Consider the following 18,616-nt stretch of genomic DNA (forward strand, 5'->3'; position numbering starts at 1 on the left):
GTTCAGTCAACTGTAGCCCTAGTATATAGGGGTGAAAAACAAAAGTCCATTTGCGATTTTGACAAAGTTTTTTTGCACCAAAAACCAATTTCTGCAACCAATTCAAAAGAAAATGTATACGTATATTCCTTTTTTTGACACGTATGCAACTGATTTTACAGGGGTATGCTTTGGCAATTTGCACAAAGATATTTTGGAGCAAGTCAAAAGTTTTTTACAAATATATAGCGTTTCGATGAAAGGTAAAGAGACTGAATCAGATACAATAGTGCTGAGTGTTTTGCATTGAAAGTGCATTTTTTTGTTTGCAAGACAAATGAAAGAAATGGATGTACAATGCAATATTTATCAGACAAATTTGATATGAAAATATACAACATCAACATAATTTCACAATAAAATTAGTTGATATGCATATAAAGTTAAAATAAAATTAAAAATACTGTGCAATATTATAGTGTTTTGGAGGGAATAATAGATTGATTTCGAGGAAATTATTTGATACAATAAAAATAGGTCAGATGAATTTAAAAGTATCAAGATGTAAGTTTAAGAGAGGGAGTGTGACAGATAATGAAAATAGTTGAGGTCAATACATATCTAGTTCGACCAAGATGGGGTTTTGTAGAAATCATTACAGACCAAGGTTATGTTGGTTGGGGTGAAGGTGTTTTGGAAGGACATGCAGATGCAGTACAAGCTTGTATCCAAGAAATGAAACCTTATTTGATTGGTCAAGATCCATCTCGTATTGAAGATATTTGGAATACAATTTATAGAGCAGGATTCTACCGTGGTGGTGGTGTCTTGATGAGTGCAATTTCTGGAATTGATCAGGCACTTTGGGATATCAAAGGTAAGGTTTTCTCAGCACCTGTATATGAATTGATGGGTGGCAAATGTCGTGACAAAATCAAGGTGTATTCTTGGATTGGTGGAGATAGACCATCTGATGTTGGTGCAGCAGCAAAAGAAAAAATGGATGCTGGATTCAGTGCCATCAAAATGAATGGAACAGAAGAATTGCAATATGTAGACACTTATGAAAAGGTGGATGAAGTTTTGGAACGAGTTGCAGCCATTCGTGAAAGCTGTGGCAAATATTTCGGTATTGCAGTGGACTTCCATGGACGTGTGCATAAACCAATGGTAAAAATCCTAGCAAAAAAACTAGAAGAATTTGATCCATTGTTCATTGAAGAACCTGTTTTGTGTGAACATATGGAGTTATTCCCTGAAATTGCAGCGTGTTGTAATGTTCCAATTGCCACAGGTGAAAGAATGTTTAGTCGATATGATTTCAAACGTTTGTTGCAAATTGGTGGTGTGGATATCATCCAACCAGACTTGTCACATGCAGGTGGTATTACAGAAGTGAAAAAAATCGCAGCTATGGCAGAAGCGTATGATGTGGCATTGGCACCACATTGTCCACTTGGACCAATTGCGTTGAGTGCTTGTTTGCAAGTGGATGCAACCAGCTACAATGCAGTCTTCCAAGAACAAAGCATTGGCATTCATTATAATGTAGGAAAAAGTGTTTTGGATTATATCATCAACAAAGAAGATTTTACATTCAAAGATGGATATGTGGATATGCCAACAAAACCAGGTTTGGGTGTTGAAGTGAACAAGGAATTGGTCATTGAAGAAAATAAAACACCACATCAATGGAAAAATCCAGTTTGGAGACATGCAGATGGTTCTGTAGCGGAATGGTAAATAGGAGGAACACAAAATGGAGTTGGTTCGAAAGATTAATGAAAAAATCATAAAAGCACTGAGTTTGATTTTGATTCTTTTTGGTACAGTTTTGACAATCACCGTTTTTGTAAATGTATGTAGCAGATATTTCTTCCATACAACCATTCCTTGGGCTGAAGAATTGGCTAGATTTATTTTCATTTGGGTTACCTTTATTGGTGTTGTAGTTGCAAATGATAAATCTGAACATATGAGATTGGACTTTTTGGTGGCAGCTTTGCCTGGAAAAGCACACAAAACTGTTGAAATCATTGCATATATCATCAGTGTTGCATTGCTTTGTTTATTGATTCATGGTGGTACAAGATATACCCTTTCACAATGGGACTGGAAATCATCTGCTTTGGGTGTGCGACATGGCTTGGTGTATTCTATTGCACCGATTTGTATGAGCTATATGTTGTTGCAATTTTTGGCAAAAGCAATTGTAGTGGTACAAAGTTTTGGTAAGAAAGGAGATGTGGAATAATGTTAGCTATATTTTTAATTTCTTTATTCGCACTCATTCTTATTGGAGTGCCTGTTGCAATTTCTTTGGTTGGTACAGCGGTTTGTATGATGATTGCACAAGGACCTATGACAACATTGAAATTGGCACAAAGCTTTATCATTGGTTGTGATAGTGTACCTTTGCTTGCAATACCATTCTTTATGCTTGCTGGTGAAATTATGAATGAGGGTGGTATTTCCAAACGTATTGTTGGATTTGCAAACTCTCTATTGGGACATTTTCGTGGTGGTCTTGGCTATGTAGGTGTCTTGGCAAGTATGGTATTTGCTGGGATTTCTGGCAGTGCTGTGGCAGATACCAGTGCTGTTGGTAGTGTTTTGCTTCCTATTATGGATAAAAGCGGATACAACAAAGAAAAAAGTACAGCTCTTATTTGTTCCGCAGGTTGTGTAGGTCCTATTATTCCACCAAGTACACAAATGATTATTTATAGTGTTATTGGTGAAGTTTCTGTAGTCAAAATGTTCTTGGGTGGTATCATTCCAGGGATTTTGATTGGATTTGGCTTGATGGGTGCTTGGTTTATCCATACAAGAAAAATGCATTATCCTGTTGGTGTAAAAGCAACAATTCCAGAAGTATTTTCTGCATTCAAAAGTGCGATTTGGGCAGTTTTGTTACCTGTATTTATCATTGGATGTATTGTAACAGGTGTTGCAACTGCTACAGAAACCGCTTCTTTGGCAGTGGCATATGCATTGATTGTTTCGTTGTTTATTTATAAAGAAATGAAAATCCAAGCATTTCCTGGTATTATGTTACGTGCATGTAAAAGTACAGCAATTATGATGATGGTTGTAGGCGCAGCACAAGTTGCAGCATATTTGATTACAACAGCTAGAATACCACAATTGTTGGCAACTGCTATTTTGTCCTTTACCGATAATATTTATGTATTTATGATATTAATTAACATTTTGTTGATTTTGGTTGGTTGTGTTATGGATAGTGGTCCAGCTATTATGATTCTTGCTCCAATTTTGATTCCGGTTGCAGGTAGTTTCGGCATCGATCCTGTTTACTTGGGCGTTGTTATGGTTTGTAACCTTTGTATTGGTCTTGCTACACCACCGGTTGGAAATGTTTTGTATGTTGGTGTTGGTTTGGGCAATGTAAAATTGGTGGACTTGATTAAGAGCATTTGGCCATTCTTAATTGTAATGTTTACTACATTGTTCATCATTACATTTATTCCTGATTTGATTATGTACATTCCAAGAAACTTTGGATAATGAAACGATTTTAAGACCAATGGAGTCTTGAAATAAATAAGAGGATAATTTATAAGGGAGGAAAAGAGTATGAAAAGATTTTTATCAGTTGCAATGGTAGTGTCTATGTTATCTCTAACAGCTTGTGGAGGTATGAGCAGTGCACAATCTGATGCACCAGCAGAAGAAGCGGCAGCACCAGTAGAAACAGAAGCAGCAGCACCAGTACAAGCAGATAGCGAAGCAGAAATTGTAATTAAACTCTCCAATGGTTCTAGCGAAAGCGCACCTACAGTTGTAACAGCAACTGATGTGTTCAAACCAATGGTAGAAGAAGCAACAGATGGCAAAGTTAGAATCGACGTATATGCAAGTGCACAACTCGGTGACGATACAAAAGCTACAGAAGCATGTCGTGCAGGCGAATTGGAAATGGTAAACACTTCCACAGCTCCTTTGGTTGGTTTGATTCCAGAGTTGGCAATCTTTGATATTCCATTCCTTTTCACATCTCCTGAAATTGCAGATGCTGTAATCGATGGTCCTGTTGGGGAACTCATCAACGAAAAATTGGAAGAAAAAGGCTTGATCAACTTGGCTTGGAACGAAAATGGTTTCCGTGACTTGACAAACTCCATTAGACCTGTATCCAGCCCAGAAGATTTGGTTGGTTTGAAAATTAGAACTATGGAAAATCAATTCCACTTGGAAGCTTGGGCAGCTATGGGTGCTAGCCCTACACCAATGAGCTGGTCTGAAGTGTTTACAGCTTTGCAACAACATACAATTGATGGACAAGAAAACCCAATCCCTAACTTCTATTCTGCAAGAATTCATGAAGTAAATCAATACATCACCACAACAGGCCACATTTATTCTCCACAATTCCTTCTTTACTCCAAAGAATTGTTTGATAAATTGGATCCAGATGTACAACAAGCACTTAGAGATGCTGGTGAAGCTTACACAATCGCAGAACGTGAAGAAAACCGTAGACAAAGTGATGAATTGAAAGTTGCTTTGGTTGAAGAAGGCTGTGAAGTAATCGAATTGACTGCTGAACAAAAACAAGCATTCGTAGATGCAACCGCTTCTGTATGGGATAGCGTTGGCGAAACTGTAGGTGAAGAAATGATGACATTGCTTCGTTCTGAATTGGAAAAAGCATCTTCTTGATGGTTTATTCAGGAAAGCATAAAATCATAAGAAAACAATGAGCTTTCAAAGTCAAATGATGGGTTTGTACATCAAATGACTTGAAATAAATACAGATTATGAAAGCTTAGTGTCTATGATGCTAAGCTTTTATTTTATAAAAAAGTGGTTCATGATATGTGAAAACAGCACAAAGGAGGAAAATAAAATGGACAACACAGAAATTCTACAAATGATTCAGGATACAAAAATCATCGCAATTGCACGTGGAGTACAACCAGAAGACGCTGTGAAATTGGCAGAAGCATTGTATGCTGGTGGCGTCAAATTATTGGAATTTACATTTGATATGAAAGACCCAGAAAACACAAATACAGACAAATGTATCGAAGCAGTTGCAAAAGCAATGGGTGACAAAATGTGCGTAGGCTGTGGTACAGCTTCCTATCCAGAATTGGTGGATAGAGCAGCAGCAGTTGGTGCAAACTACATCATTTCTGCTGATGTAAACGTGGCAGTCATCAAACGCGCAAAAGAATTGGGACTCATCTCCATTCCAGGTGCAATGACAGCTTCTGAAGCAATGACAGCAAATGCAGCAGGCGCAGATTTCGTAAAAATATTCCCAGTAGGTAACTTGGGTGCTGATTATGTGAAAGCACTTTGTGGACCATTTGGACATATCAAATATTTGGCTGTTGGTGGTGTCAATGCAAAAAATATCACAGAATTCTTGAAAAAAGGCTGTGTTGGCGCTGGTGTTGGTGGTAATTTGGTGAGCTTGGAATTGATCAAAAATGGCGAATTTGATAAAATTACAGCAGCAGCAAAAGAATATATGGATGCAATCGCTGGAATGTAATCAATCATTAGGAGGAATTTGATATGAGAAAAGTGGTAACTTTTGGGGAAATCATGTTGCGTTTGAACCCAGATGGCTATGGTAAATTTGTACAAGCAGATCATTTTGCAACTTCTTACGCTGGTGGTGAAGCAAATGTGGCGTTGTCCCTTGCAAATTATGGCATGGATGCACATTATGTAACTGTTTTGCCAAAACATGAGATTGGTCAAATGACTGTCAATGGCTTAAGAAAATTTGGTGTGAATACATCTGATATCATTCGTGATGGCGATAGAATTGGCGTTTTGTACTTGGAAAAAGGTGCATCCCAACGTCCAAGTAAAGTCATTTACGATAGAAAATACAGTGCAATTGCAATGTATGACCCAGCAAAATACGACTGGAAATCCATTTTTGAAGGTGCAGAATGGTTCCATTTCACAGGAATCACACCAGCACTTTCCAAAGAAGCAGCACAAGCAACCTTGGACGCAGCAAAAACAGCACACGAAATGGGTATCACTGTTTCCTGTGACTTGAACTATAGAAGTAACCTTTGGAGCAGAGAAGCAGCAGGCGAAACAATGGCAAAATTGATGCCATATGTGGATGTTTGTATCTCCAATGAAGAGGATGCTTCTGATGTATTTGGTATCAAATCTGAAGGTACAGATGTTACAACAGGCAAACTTTCCCATGAAGGCTATAAAGAAGTGGCTCAAAAATTGGTGGACAGATTTGGATTCAAAAAAGTGGCAATTACTTTGCGTGGTTCCATTTCTGCAAGTGTCAATGAATGGGCTGGCATGCTTTATTCTGATGGGGAATGCTATTTCTCCAAAAACTATACCATCCAAATCGTAGATAGAGTTGGTGGTGGAGATAGCTTTGGTGGTGGTTTGGTGTATGCACTTATGAGCGATAAAACACCACAACAACAAATTGAATTTGCAGTGGCAGCATCCTGTTTGAAACAAACAATTGAAGGCGATTTCAACTTGGTAACCATCCCAGAAGTGGAAAAATTGGCTGGTGGCGACGCCAGTGGTCGTGTACAAAGATAAATTTGCTTATGCGGTTTTGCTCTTTTTCATATAGATGATTTTGCATCATGAACCATGTTCCAAGGATATAAAGTATGATGAAAATGTGAATTTTTGCAGAAATAAAGGATATTTTCAGATAGTTGTTGACAATTGTAGGCAACCTTATGATAATGGAAAATGGAAGTAAAATTTATAGATTGTTGGTGATAGAGCATGGAAATGGAAAAAAGTAATAAACCCTTATCAGAACAGATTGCGGATAAAATCAAAGAATACATCATTCTAAATGATTTGACCAGTGGGGATAAAATTCCACCAGAAAAAGATTTGATTGTACAAATGGGTGTTGGACGTAGCACTGTACGTGAAGCAATCAAATATCTGGTGTCCAGAAATGTATTGGAAGTGCGTCAAGGTGCTGGTGCATTTGTTACAGAAAATGTGGGAATGTCAGATGATCCACTGGGGATGGAATTCATTAAGGATAAAAAACAATTGACTTATGATTTGTTGGAAATGCGTATGATCATTGAACCGCAAGTTGCAGCATTGGCAGCAAGACATGCGACAGATGAAGATGTGGCAGAGTTGGAGCAATTGCTGATGCAAGTGGAAAATAAGTTGTTGGCACACGAGGAATATCTGGATGATGATATTTTATTCCACCAGAAAATTGCCGAAATGAGCAAAAATATGGTAATTCCTAAGTTGACACCTTTTATTTCACAAGCGGTGATTGCAGTTACCATTGACACAAAGAAAAAGTTGGTGGAAGAAACCATAAATATGCATAGAGAAATTTTCAAAGGAATCAAAGCGAGGGATAGCATGTGGGCACAAGAAGCTATGACATTGCATTTGACATATAATCGAATATTCCTGCGCAAAATGGAAGAACAAGAATAAAAACAAGGGTAAAACAAATCAGACACTGAGATGATCGAAATTCAGTGTCTTTTTTTGTATTGACAATGTGGTCTATTCTTTGCAATTTATGGAAAATCAAATCAAAACAGCAAAATAACGCAAAATACTTGTATTTTTCTTCTGTGATGATACAATGAATATAACACTATAGAAGAAAGAAAAAGGTGACGCAGATGTTATACCATGAACGAAAACAAATGATTTTAGAACTGTTTCAAGGAAAAACAACGCTGAAAGTGGCAGATATTTCTGCTGCATTGGAAGTTTCTGTAGACACAGTTCGTAGAGATTTGAAGCAAATGGAAAAGGAAAATTTGCTGAAGTATATCTTTGGGGGTGCTATTTTGAATGAAGAATGGCATCATAGACAATATGGTAATTTCAGTAGTCGTATCATCAAAAACAAAGAATTGAAACAGGAATTGGCAAAAAAAGCAATTGCTGAAATCAATGAAGGTGATGTTATTTTTATCAATTCTGGAACAACAGGAACTATCTTTGCAGAGGAAGTTGCAAAACAGTGTGAACACATTTCGGTATTGACCAACAGCATAGAAATCATCAATCTATTCATTGAGATTGGCAATCCAACTATTGATGTCACTTGTTTGGGTGGTACTTTGGATGTGACGGAAAAATCCATTTATGGCTATCAGTGTGAACAAGAATTGGCACAATATTTTCCAGATGTTTGCTTTTTGTCCTTAAATGCAGTGGATAAGGAACGAGGATATACAGATTTTAGAACCCAAGAGGTTGGGCTTATGCGAGCAGCACAAAAAAGTGGCAAACGTGTGGTGGCACTGATGGATTCAACAAAATTTGGTGGTTGTTCCAGACAAATGATTTTTACACCAACTGAAGTGGCTGTTATTTATTCTGATGAATTGGTTTCAGAAGATGTGGTTCAGGAATATGCAGAAGTAGGTATTGTGATTTTATAAGAAGCCAAAAGAGAGTTTTTGCTGTGAAAACAGCAGGAGCTTTCTTTTTTTTGCTTTTTTCTCTATATTCATTTGCTAAATAGAGCGTATTAACGCAGATTTAACATAGATATTACTGTTTATTGCTGTTTTATATAAAAGTTTGCTGTTATACTGTGTTTGTAGTTCAGAGGAAAATCAGAAATGAACAAAATATCAAAATGGCAATGATGAGGAGGATACATCACATGGAACAAAATAAAAGAAAAATCGAAATGGTTGTGTTTGACTGGGCTGGTACAATGGTGGATTACGGTTCACAAGCACCCATCACTGTATTTGCAAGAACATTTGCAAAAAAAGGTGTGGAATTGACCAAAGAAGAAATCAACGAGCCAATGGGTATGGAAAAGAAATGCCACATTAGAGAATTGCTCAAAATGGAACGAGTTGCAGCGGTATGGAAAGAAAAACAAGGTGCTGACTGGACAGAAGATGACGTACAAGAATTGTATGAAATCTTTGAAAATGATTTGTACCAAGTTGTTTTGGATTACACAGTGCCCATTGATGGTGTTGTAGAAACACTTGCAAAACTCAAAGAAATGGGAATCAAAATCGGTTCCACAACAGGATATACCAGTGCAATGATGGAACGTGTCATCATCCAAGCAGATGAACAAGGTATTTCTCCAGCAACTGTAATTACACCAGATCAAGTGGAAGGTGTATCCAGACCAGAACCAGATATGCTCTTTGCATGTATGAAAGCTTTGGATGTGGAATCTGCAACTTCTGTCATCAAAGTGGGTGACACACAAATGGATATTTGGGAAGGTAAAAATGCAGGTGCCATTACAGTTGGTCTTTTGACAGGTTCCAACATTATGGGGATTTCCAAAGCAGAATATGCAACGCTTACACCAGAAGAAGTGGAAGCAAGAAAAGCAAAAACTCGTGAAAAATATGAAGAAGTGGGTACCGATTTTGTGATTGATAATATGACTGAACTTTTGGATGTCATTGCAAAATTGAACCAATAAAAGAGAAGAGGGGTTATATGTATCGGTTTTACAATCCTGTACGTACATATTTGGGCAATGGTTGTTTTGGAAATATAAAAGAAATCATTGCAGAAGCTGTTGGCACACCAAAAAACATTGTATTGCTGGTTTGGAGCGAAAGTGTTTTGGAGATGGAAATAGTGCAAAACTTCTTAAAAGAAGATGCTTATGCTGTGAAACCAATCATTTTCACAAATGCAAATCCAACTGTAGAAAATTTATTTACACTTTATACAGAAGCAAAAGCTGTGACTTATGATTTGGTGGTTGCAATTGGTGGTGGCAGTGTCTTAGATGCAGCAAAAACTTTGGCTTGTTTGCAAAATATGGAAATCCAAAGTGAAGAAGATGTACGTAATATCATCAATGAAAAAACATATGCATCACCAAAATGCAAATGGATTGGAGTTCCAACCACTTCTGGAACGGGTAGCGAAGTCACCTGTTGGGCAACCATTTGGGATATGAAAAAAGGCAAAAAATTATCTGTAGAAAGACAAGACAATTATGCAGCAGCAGCAGTGGTAGATGCCACATTTACAGCATCTATGCCTATGTCTTTGGCAGTTTCTTCAGCACTGGATGCAGTGGCACATGCAACAGAAAGCTACTGGGCAAATGCCAGAAATCCAGTGACAAAAGCCTTGGCACTCTACGCCATCAAAGCCATCATGGAGTCTATTGACGATTTGATTACAAACTATGGCAATACAAAAGCAGGCGATGTTATGGCAATGGGTAGTATGATTGCTGGTTTGGCTTTTTCCAACACAAGAACCACTGCATGTCACTCTATTTCTTATCCATTGACCATGCATTATGGTGTGCCACATGGTGTTGCAGTGAGCATGTTGGTTGCACCAATGATTGTTTGCAATGATGCATATTTGGAGGACAAAGAAGATTTGTTGGACGCATTTGGTGTGAAATGTGTGGAAGAAATTCAAGAAAAAATGGATGCAATTCATAAAAAAGCAGGAATCAAATCACGTTTGTGTGACTGGAATGTTGCCAAAGAGGATATTGACTTCCTGGTGAAAAATGCATTCACAAAAGGAAGAATTGACAACAACCCAAGGGTTTTGTGTGAAGCAGATGTACGTACAATTTTACAAAATATTTATTAAAAGACTATCAAAAGAATAATCAAAAAAGAGAGGATATCAATCATGAAAATCATGAAACAAATTGTACCAATGGCAATGGCAGCAGTCTTGGCATTTGGAGCAACTGGTTGTGGAACAACAGCAAGTAGCAGCACAACAACAGCAGATGGAAAAGTGGAAATTGAATATTGGCACATCAATTCTGAAAGTTTTGCAGGTCCAACTGTAACAGATATTGTGAAAAGATTTAACGAATCCCAAGATGAAATCGTTGTAAAAGAAAAATACATTGGGGAATACCAAAGCATTATGCAAAATTTGCAAGCAGATGCAGCAGTGGGTACTTCTCCTGACTTGGTACAAATTGGATGGTCTTATAAAGAATATTTTGGCAACAACTTTGCTTACACAGATCCAAATGAATTGTTTGCAGAATATGGCACAGAAGAAACCAAAAACTTCATTGATGATACATACGCAGAGTCTGTACAAGCGTTGGCAGTTTTGGATAGTGGAGAAATGCTTGGTATGCCATATGGTATGTCTATTCCTATGTTGTTTTTGAATACAGATATTTTTGCAGAAGCTGGCATTGCAGTAGAAGATCTTGTGACATGGTGGGATGTGGACGCAGCAGCAAGAACCATCGCAGAAAACACAGACAAATATGGTCTTTACATTGGGGAATCCAACTATGTTTGGGAAATGCAACAACTCATTGAAAGCAATGGTGCTAGATACATCACAGATGGTATTTGTAGCATCTATAGTCCGGAATCTGTAGAAGCAATGGAATTGTATGCAGGTTTGGTGCATGATGGTTCTGCTTTGCATGTGGTTATTGAAGAAGGTAGACAGGCATATTTGGCTGGCGAAGTGGGTATTTATATGGATTCTGTGGCATATACAAACATCACCACAACCACAACAGATTTCACAGAGATTATGGTTGCTCCAGGTTGGGAAGATGAAGAGTTGCAATTGCCAATTGGCGGTAATTTCTTGGCAGTCACATCTTCCACAGATGAGAAAAAAGCAGCAACTGCTGAATTCTTGACATGGATGTTGGATGCAGAAAATATGTTGCAATGGAATGGTGTTACAGGCTATATTCCACCAATCAAATCAGCTGTTGGTAGCGAATTTATGGCAGAAAATCCAGTGATCCAAATGGCGTATGACAACTTGGACAGTGCAGTTCCTTGGGCAGCATTCCCAGGCAACAATGGGTTGCAAGCAGAACAAATTTTGATTGCAATGCGTGATGAAATTCTTTCCAGTGGCACACCATCTGAAGAAGCTATGAAAAAAGCACAAGAAGAAATCAACAAAATGTACTAATTGATATTTGTAAAAGAGTTGCCTCTTCATACAAAATGAGGAGGCGATTCATCAAAATTTCTATTTTAAATGAAGGATGAGGTCGTTATGGAACTGAATCAAAGAGAAAAAATCAAATCAATTTTATTCCTAAGCCCTGCAATCATTTGCTTTGTGGTGTTCTTGCTGATACCAATGCTATATACAGTGTATCTCAGTTTTTTTGATTGGAATATGATACGACCAGAGATGGATTTTGTAGGACTAGACAATTACATCAAGATATTTACAGATGAAACCACATATAAAGTGTTACGCAATACATTTTCTTATATTGGCATCATTTTAATCACCAATTTCTGTATTCCCTTTGTATTTGCTTTTGTTTGTAAATTTGTTTTGCATAAGTTCGCTAATTTTTATAAAACCACAATGTTTATGCCTGGGTTCATTTCTTTGATTGTAGGTTCTGTTATTTTCACATGGATACTCAATCCCATTGTAGGACCTGTTGCATTGTTTCTGAAAGAGTTTGGTGTAAAAATGCCTGTTTGGTCCACAACAGAAGGCTTGGTCATTGTGGTCATCAGCTTGATTACATCTTGGAAATCCTTTGGATATAACTTCATTATGTTGTATTCAGCAGTCAGTGGAGTTTCTGGTGAAGTCATTGAAGCGGCACAACTGGACAACATACCCCTAAGAAAAATCTTCTTGCAAATCGTAGCACCTATGACAGGGTTTACATCTTTTTATATGTTTGTTATGACCATCATCCAAGGTTTGACTTATGTCATCAGCCCGATTGATGTATTGACAAAAGGTGGACCCAATTATGGAAGCAGTAACATCGTCTATGCAGCATATTTCAAAGCGTTTTATATGTTTGATACAGGTGGTGCAGCAGCAATGGCAGTGATCACATTGGTGATTTTTGGATTTGGGCTCTTTCTCTTAAATGAAGTGGTAGGAAAGTTGGTGTATTATGAAAACTAAATCAAAATGGATCTGGCTTTGGCATATATTCTTCATATTGGTTGTTTGTATGGTATTGTATCCTATTTTGTTTGCAATGGACAATGCTATGAAAACAGACCAGCAGGTATATGCAGGTTTGACTGGTTGGCTTTCCAATGGAATTTCTTTACACAATTATATAGACATATATGAAAGAGTACCTTTGTTGCGTATCATCTGGAACACCTTTGCAATTTCGTCTATCAACACCTTTTTGACTATGTTGGTATCCTTTTTGGCATCTTATGTTTTGGTGTATTATCGCTTCAAAGGCAGTGACAAAATTGTAGGGTTGTTTGTTTGGTCTATGTTCATTCCCTTTACAGTCACCATAATTCCACATTATCTCATTGTTTCCAAAATGCAATTGGTGAACACATGGATGGGCGTTGTGATTCCACAAATATTTTCTGGTTCAGCAGTATTTTTGTTGATTCAAAGTATGAGAAACATTCCACTTTCTTTGATTGAGGTGGCAAAGCTAGAAAACATCAGCGATCGAAAAATCATGTGTCACATTGTGTTGCCATTGGTGAAACCACAATTGATTGCAACCAGCATTTGGTTCTTTGCATTGACATGGAATGATTTCATTTGGCCAAATAGAATCTTGAAAGATACCACAAGCTATACATTACCTTTGATTTTACAAAGTTTTATATCAGGAGAAGGTGGTGGAGGATTCACTTCTGCCATGGCAATGTCGGTGATTACAATGATCATTCCACTGATACTGTATCTCATATTCCAAAAACACATCATTGAAACATTTACCAGTGCTGGTATCAAATAGGAGGCATTATGAAACGAATTGAATTGACAGATATCAAAAAAGCATATGGCGAAACTGTGGTCATTCCAAAAATGAGTTTTTCTATTGCAGATGGGGAACGTTTGGTTTTGCTTGGACCATCTGGTTGTGGGAAATCTACATTGTTGCGTATGATTGCTGGTTTGGAAAATATCCAAGAAGGTGTATTGAAAATCAGTGGCGAAGATGTGAGCAATGTGGCACCAGGACAACGAAATATCGCTATGGTGTTCCAAAACTATGCACTCTATCCACATATGACAGTGGAAGATAATATCACATATGGCTTAAGACAAAACAAAGTGCCAAAAGAAGAAGTTGAAAAACGTTTGGATATGGTTTTGGATATGTTGGACTTACGTGTGTACCGCAAAAGAAAACCAAAAGAATTGTCTGGTGGTCAACGCCAAAGGGTATCACTTGCAAGGGCAACTGTCAAAAACAGCGAAGTATTTTTGTTGGATGAACCACTTTCCAATTTGGATGCACAATTGCGTGTTTCTGCCAGACAATCTTTGTTGGATATCCATGAGAAATTCAAACAAACCATTGTCTATGTGACACATGACCAAATCGAAGCCATGACATTTGCCACAAAAGTAATTTTACTCAACAAAGGTGAAATTCAAATGTATGATGAACCCTACAATGTGTATCATCATCCAAGCAATGTGTTTACAGCAAAGTTCATTGGTTCTCCTTCTATGAACATTATGGAACATGTACATATCATCAGCAATTTCATTCGTATTGGCAAACAAAGGATGGTTTTGGATCGTGAATGGCGTGGGTACCTAGAAGAAAATACAAATTATTTCTGTGGCATCAGACCAGAAAATTTGCGTATCACAAAGAAAAAAAGTGAACAAGAATATAGCCAAATTGAAGCAACTGTGCAATACATAGAAAATTTGGGTGCCAATTTTGCAGTGTATTTGCAAGTAGAAGGCAGTCAATTGGTGGCTGTCATCAAAGAACCTGATTTTGATGTCAATGAAAAAGTATACATTGAATTTTTACAGGATCATTTGCATTTCTTCGATGGTACAACAGAGAAAAACTTAGGCAGACCAGCAAGCTTACATTCACAAAGACAGTAGGAGGAAGATATGGATTTTCTTGGATTTTCAAAAGATGGAAAGTGGTACAAAGGGAATTTGCATAGCCACACCAATCATACAGATGGCAAATTGACACCAAAAGAGTTGGTGGAATTGTACCAAAAAGCAGGATATGACTTTCTTGCCATTACAGACCACGATGTGTTTTACGATTATCGAGAAACCTTGCAACCAGATGGTATGGTTTTGTTACCAGCAGTGGAAGCATCAGCTTATTTGGTGGAAGATACAGACTTTTATCATAAGGTATCTCAAAATAAAAATGCAGATAGCTTGGATATTTTGTGGGATGCCAATAAAGTGGGCAAATGCAAAAAAGCACATCACATCAATGCCATTTTGGGTACAAAAGCAATGCAAGAAATGGCAGAACTTCCATTACCAGAAGAAGGTAAGTTGATTCCACCACCTGTCTATTTGAATGAATGGAAGGGTGCAGAGGTATTGCAAACTCTTGTGGAAGATTTTAAAAAACGAGGATTTTTTGTAACATACAACCATTCCACATGGTCACAAGTGGAATTGGAAGACGTTTCTGGAGTAGATGGCATTTGGGCAATGGAAATCTATAACTATGGAACACACATTACAAACAATGCTTGTGATGAAACATTTGTGGACAATATGATGGCACATGGAAATCAGATGCATATTTTGGCAACAGATGACAATCATAATTGGAATCCAGATTCCTTTGGTGGATATATTATGGTGAAAGCAGAAAATTTGAGCCATGATACCCTTGTAGAAAGTATGCTTGCAGGCAACTACTATTCTTCTACAGGTTGTGAAATTTATGATTGGGGCATTCGAAATGACGAGGTTTTTGTTGCATGCGAAGATTGTAAATGGATTCGTTTCATCATCAATGGATGTGTTGGTGATGGAAAAATATATCGCAATGAAGGGGAGCCTCTTTGTGTTGCAAAATATAAACTAAAAGGTACAGAAAAATCGGTTAGGGTCGAATGTATCAATCATAATGGAGAAAGAGCTTGGACAAATTTTTGTATGTTGCAAAAATAAATATATGGAGGAAACAAAATGTTGGGATATAAATTATTGACACCAGGACCATTGACCACAACAGAAAGTGTCAAACAAGAAATGTTGGTGGATCATTGCACATGGGATACAGATTATATGCAAATCACACAAGACATCAGAAGTGGACTATTGGAGCTTGCACATTGCAATCCAGAAATATATACAACGGTTTTGATGCAGGGAAGTGGCACATTTGGTGTAGAAAGTACCATTATCAGTTCTGTTGGCAAAGAAGATAAAATCTTGATTTGTTCCAATGGTGCGTATGGTCTTAGAATGTGTCAAATTGCGGAGAGTGCGTCTGTACCATATATGCATTATAGAGAAGCCTTTGATACAATCATTGATGCAAAAAAAGTTGCAGAAATTTTAGAAAACAACCCAGATATTACCCATGTGGCAATGGTACATAGCGAAACCACAACCGGAATTTTGAATGATATTGCATCTGTAGCAAAGGTTGCAAAGGAAAATGACAAGGTTTTCATTGTGGATGCTATGAGTTCTTTTGGTGGTGTGGAAATCGATGTGGAAGCATTGGATATTGATTTTTTGGTGAGTAGTGCCAATAAATGCATCCAAGGTGTGCCAGGATTTTCTTTCATCATTGCAAAAACAAAAGAAATTGAAAAATGCAAAGGTAAATCTTGTAGTTTGTCACTTGATTTGTATGACCAATGGTTGCATATGAATCCATCTGGTAAATGGCGATTCACTTCACCGACACATGTTGTGTTGGCATTTGCAAAAGCAATGGAAGAATTACAAAAAGAAGGTGGCATCAGCAAACGTGAAATGCGATATCGTAAAAATAATGCGCTGTTGATTGCAGGTATGAAAGCGTTAGGTTTTCAATCATATGTAAAAAGTGCATACCAATCTCCAATTATCACAACATTTTACTATCCAGAAAATAAAAAAATTGCGTTTATGAATTTCTATACCTATATCAAAGAAAATGGATATGCAATTTATCCAGGAAAGCTGACAGAAGCAGAAACCTTCAGAGTTGGCAACATTGGAGAAATTTATCCAGAGGATATGGAGAAATTGTGTAATATGATTGGACAATATATGGATACAGAGTATTTATATAATGTGTAGTGTAATGTAGGGGAGGATATTATCCTCCTGTTAAAAAAACAAGATAGGAAAAGAGGAGTGGTAATTCTAGGAGTGGAAGTGATTTAAGGTTTAAAGAGTTTCAGACCTTACTTTTCAACAGTGAAAAGTAACAAAAGCTGCCACTCGTTTCGAAGGCGTGGAGCCCCGATTTAAGATGGTCTAACCCGACGGGTCATCATTTTGCAAGCAAAATCACCTGCGGTGACCGCCACTTCTTTGGCGGTGAGTCCTTAAAAATACTCCCGACAGACAGATGACTAGTGATGTAAATCCTACGATTAGACCGTGAGTGACAAGCCCCTCACCTCTTGATTACTGGTTCTAAAAGCGTTATTGTGGGTTTTGTAGGGGATGGCGTCCTCGACATCCCGCTATTAGAATTAAATAATTTATCAGATGACTTATGAGTTCCACTCAGCCTTTGCTTGCAAAGTGGAATCCAGAAAATTGCTATTTTGATAAATTAGAATAAGCGTCACCAGCCAAGAAGGAAGGTTTCTCGAAGTTCGATTTATTCTCGAACCTATAGGATTTCGCTTGCAAAGGAGTTTCGAGGGGTCGCAGCCCCCTTGAACCGTGCTCCACGCTTCGGAAGTAGTGGCACTTTTTGTTACTTTTTGGTGTCAAAAAGTAAGATCTGAATGCTTTAAAACGTGAATAAATTCCTACCTAATATTAATTCACAAACATTCCAACAGGTGACAAAACGTCACCCCTACAAAATAAACGATACTACACATTATAAGCATAATATGAATGTATATAACAAAATCATTTATAATCGAATGATAACCCATAAAACACAAAAAAAGAAGAATACCTCAATATTCTTCTTAACATGGCTTATACAATTAATTTCACTTCAAAGAAACCAATTTTTTGATTTGCACCTTATGCAAGGAGAAACCAGCAACAAAGTACACAATGGCACCAGAAATACCTTGGAATGCATTTTCTGGAATAGAAGCAAGAGCAATCAAGAAACTACTTTTCAAAATACCGCCTGCTACAAAGTAACCAAAAATCATCCAAACAATTCCAACTACAACAGCACAAACAGTTGGTACATTGATAAAGTTTGACTTGTTGTTGGCACGTTCGCCAATCAATCCTACAAGATAGCCCATAATACCTTTGATGATCAAAGTGAAAAGTGCCCAGTGGGCATAACCACTTAAAATATCAGCCAAAGCAGAACCAATCCCACCCGCCAAAGCACCGTTTTTTTTACCAAAGAAGATGGCAATGAGCAAAATCATGCTATCACCCAAGTGGATATAACCATTGGTTGCAGAAACTGGAATTTGAAATACCATTGTACTGATTGCAACAATTGCAATGAACAAGCCTTGTAAACATAATTCTTTTGTAGATGTATTCATTCTAAAATTCCTCCTGAATTGATGATAAATTGTCTTTTGTAAATATAATTGCCAGACGTCTAAGATGAGTATAGGCAAAATTACAAAAAAGTGCCAGTATTTTGCAAAGGAAACAAAATATTGTATGGGTACAATGAAAACAAGTATACCGATACAATTTTGTTGAATGAAATACAAAGATAATGCATTGTATATTGTACGTGACAGCAGGACACCTATCTATAGAAATAATGATGGTTTTT

Annotated in this window: 17 protein-coding genes; 16 read left to right on the plus strand and 1 reads right to left on the minus strand. The window is 37.4% G+C overall.

The annotated features are described in order from the left end of the window. Window positions 1-573 precede the first annotated feature (573 nt). From dgoD to phnW, 16 genes are all read left to right on the plus strand, one after another. Window positions 574-1,722 carry a galactonate dehydratase gene (dgoD, locus tag MJY40_RS02940; RefSeq protein WP_317855588.1) on the plus strand — a complete coding sequence of 383 codons (1,149 nt, stop codon included), beginning with the start codon at window positions 574-576 and terminating at the stop codon, window positions 1,720-1,722. Window positions 1,723-1,738: 16 nt separating this feature from the next. Beyond that, window positions 1,739-2,233, plus strand: coding sequence for a TRAP transporter small permease (locus MJY40_RS02945; RefSeq protein ID WP_317855589.1), 495 nt, complete (start codon window positions 1,739-1,741; stop codon window positions 2,231-2,233). Beyond that, a complete protein-coding gene (locus MJY40_RS02950) occupies window positions 2,233-3,507 on the plus strand; it encodes a TRAP transporter large permease (protein ID WP_317855590.1) in 1,275 nt (424 codons plus the stop codon). Before MJY40_RS02945 ends, MJY40_RS02950 begins: the two co-directional genes overlap by 1 nt. Before the next feature lie 69 nt (window positions 3,508-3,576). Then, entirely contained in the window at window positions 3,577-4,662 is a 1,086-nt protein-coding gene (locus MJY40_RS02955) for a DctP family TRAP transporter solute-binding subunit (protein WP_317855591.1), read from the plus strand. Window positions 4,663-4,849: 187 nt separating this feature from the next. Beyond that, window positions 4,850-5,503: a bifunctional 4-hydroxy-2-oxoglutarate aldolase/2-dehydro-3-deoxy-phosphogluconate aldolase gene (locus MJY40_RS02960; protein ID WP_317855592.1), complete on the plus strand. Its 654-nt coding sequence runs from the start codon at window positions 4,850-4,852 to the stop codon at window positions 5,501-5,503. Window positions 5,504-5,526: 23 nt separating this feature from the next. Further along, complete coding sequence (locus MJY40_RS02965) at window positions 5,527-6,549, plus strand: sugar kinase (RefSeq protein ID WP_317855593.1); 1,023 nt, start codon at window positions 5,527-5,529, stop codon at window positions 6,547-6,549. 195 nt (window positions 6,550-6,744) lie between these two features. Further along, window positions 6,745-7,437: a FadR/GntR family transcriptional regulator gene (locus MJY40_RS02970; RefSeq protein WP_317855594.1), complete on the plus strand. Its 693-nt coding sequence runs from the start codon at window positions 6,745-6,747 to the stop codon at window positions 7,435-7,437. A gap of 194 nt (window positions 7,438-7,631) precedes the next feature. Further along, window positions 7,632-8,402 (plus strand): DeoR/GlpR family DNA-binding transcription regulator, encoded by a 771-nt coding sequence (locus tag MJY40_RS02975; protein WP_317855595.1) that lies wholly within the window; start codon window positions 7,632-7,634, stop codon window positions 8,400-8,402. 227 nt (window positions 8,403-8,629) lie between these two features. Then, a complete protein-coding gene (gene phnX / locus MJY40_RS02980) occupies window positions 8,630-9,424 on the plus strand; it encodes a phosphonoacetaldehyde hydrolase (protein ID WP_317855596.1) in 795 nt (264 codons plus the stop codon). Between the two features lie 17 nt (window positions 9,425-9,441). Next, window positions 9,442-10,572: a phosphonoacetaldehyde reductase gene (locus MJY40_RS02985; protein ID WP_317855597.1), complete on the plus strand. Its 1,131-nt coding sequence runs from the start codon at window positions 9,442-9,444 to the stop codon at window positions 10,570-10,572. Window positions 10,573-10,614: 42 nt separating this feature from the next. Next, window positions 10,615-11,892 carry an ABC transporter substrate-binding protein gene (locus MJY40_RS02990; RefSeq protein WP_317855598.1) on the plus strand — a complete coding sequence of 426 codons (1,278 nt, stop codon included), beginning with the start codon at window positions 10,615-10,617 and terminating at the stop codon, window positions 11,890-11,892. Window positions 11,893-11,979: 87 nt separating this feature from the next. Beyond that, a complete protein-coding gene (locus tag MJY40_RS02995) occupies window positions 11,980-12,867 on the plus strand; it encodes a carbohydrate ABC transporter permease (protein ID WP_317855599.1) in 888 nt (295 codons plus the stop codon). Next, window positions 12,857-13,681, plus strand: a complete 825-nt coding sequence (locus tag MJY40_RS03000) for a carbohydrate ABC transporter permease (protein WP_317855600.1) — start codon at window positions 12,857-12,859, stop codon at window positions 13,679-13,681. Before MJY40_RS02995 ends, MJY40_RS03000 begins: the two co-directional genes overlap by 11 nt. An 8-nt stretch (window positions 13,682-13,689) precedes the next feature. Further along, a complete protein-coding gene (locus MJY40_RS03005) occupies window positions 13,690-14,799 on the plus strand; it encodes an ABC transporter ATP-binding protein (RefSeq protein ID WP_317855601.1) in 1,110 nt (369 codons plus the stop codon). A gap of 9 nt (window positions 14,800-14,808) precedes the next feature. After that, window positions 14,809-15,846 (plus strand): PHP domain-containing protein, encoded by a 1,038-nt coding sequence (locus MJY40_RS03010; RefSeq protein ID WP_317855602.1) that lies wholly within the window; start codon window positions 14,809-14,811, stop codon window positions 15,844-15,846. 18 nt (window positions 15,847-15,864) lie between these two features. Beyond that, window positions 15,865-16,971 carry a 2-aminoethylphosphonate--pyruvate transaminase gene (gene phnW / locus MJY40_RS03015; RefSeq protein ID WP_317855603.1) on the plus strand — a complete coding sequence of 369 codons (1,107 nt, stop codon included), beginning with the start codon at window positions 15,865-15,867 and terminating at the stop codon, window positions 16,969-16,971. A gap of 878 nt (window positions 16,972-17,849) precedes the next feature. Here the strand turns inward: phnW and MJY40_RS03020 are convergent. Further along, window positions 17,850-18,374, minus strand: a complete 525-nt coding sequence (locus tag MJY40_RS03020; RefSeq protein ID WP_317855604.1) for an ECF transporter S component — start codon at window positions 18,372-18,374, stop codon at window positions 17,850-17,852. Between the last annotated feature and the right edge of the window lie 242 nt (window positions 18,375-18,616).

The sequence above is a fragment of the Chakrabartyella piscis genome (assembly GCA_030067835.1).
Classification (GTDB): domain Bacteria; phylum Bacillota; class Clostridia; order Lachnospirales; family Anaerotignaceae; genus Chakrabartyella; species Chakrabartyella piscis.

Excerpts from the sequence above, each read along its gene's own strand:
- MJY40_RS02975 (WP_317855595.1), top strand. The coding sequence starts at position 7,632 with ATGTTATACCATGAACGAAAACAAATGATTTTAGAACTGTTTCAAGGA.
- MJY40_RS02945 (WP_317855589.1), top strand. The coding sequence starts at position 1,739 with ATGGAGTTGGTTCGAAAGATTAATGAAAAAATCATAAAAGCACTGAGT.
- MJY40_RS03020 (WP_317855604.1), bottom strand. The coding sequence starts at position 18,374 with ATGAATACATCTACAAAAGAATTATGTTTACAAGGCTTGTTCATTGCA.
- dgoD (WP_317855588.1), top strand. The coding sequence starts at position 574 with ATGAAAATAGTTGAGGTCAATACATATCTAGTTCGACCAAGATGGGGT.
- MJY40_RS03010 (WP_317855602.1), top strand. The coding sequence starts at position 14,809 with ATGGATTTTCTTGGATTTTCAAAAGATGGAAAGTGGTACAAAGGGAAT.
- MJY40_RS02955 (WP_317855591.1), top strand. The coding sequence starts at position 3,577 with ATGAAAAGATTTTTATCAGTTGCAATGGTAGTGTCTATGTTATCTCTA.
- MJY40_RS02995 (WP_317855599.1), top strand. The coding sequence starts at position 11,980 with ATGGAACTGAATCAAAGAGAAAAAATCAAATCAATTTTATTCCTAAGC.
- MJY40_RS03005 (WP_317855601.1), top strand. The coding sequence starts at position 13,690 with ATGAAACGAATTGAATTGACAGATATCAAAAAAGCATATGGCGAAACT.
- MJY40_RS03000 (WP_317855600.1), top strand. The coding sequence starts at position 12,857 with ATGAAAACTAAATCAAAATGGATCTGGCTTTGGCATATATTCTTCATA.
- MJY40_RS02950 (WP_317855590.1), top strand. The coding sequence starts at position 2,233 with ATGTTAGCTATATTTTTAATTTCTTTATTCGCACTCATTCTTATTGGA.
- MJY40_RS02970 (WP_317855594.1), top strand. The coding sequence starts at position 6,745 with ATGGAAATGGAAAAAAGTAATAAACCCTTATCAGAACAGATTGCGGAT.
- phnW (WP_317855603.1), top strand. The coding sequence starts at position 15,865 with ATGTTGGGATATAAATTATTGACACCAGGACCATTGACCACAACAGAA.
- MJY40_RS02985 (WP_317855597.1), top strand. The coding sequence starts at position 9,442 with ATGTATCGGTTTTACAATCCTGTACGTACATATTTGGGCAATGGTTGT.
- phnX (WP_317855596.1), top strand. The coding sequence starts at position 8,630 with ATGGAACAAAATAAAAGAAAAATCGAAATGGTTGTGTTTGACTGGGCT.
- MJY40_RS02960 (WP_317855592.1), top strand. The coding sequence starts at position 4,850 with ATGGACAACACAGAAATTCTACAAATGATTCAGGATACAAAAATCATC.
- MJY40_RS02965 (WP_317855593.1), top strand. The coding sequence starts at position 5,527 with ATGAGAAAAGTGGTAACTTTTGGGGAAATCATGTTGCGTTTGAACCCA.
- MJY40_RS02990 (WP_317855598.1), top strand. The coding sequence starts at position 10,615 with ATGAAAATCATGAAACAAATTGTACCAATGGCAATGGCAGCAGTCTTG.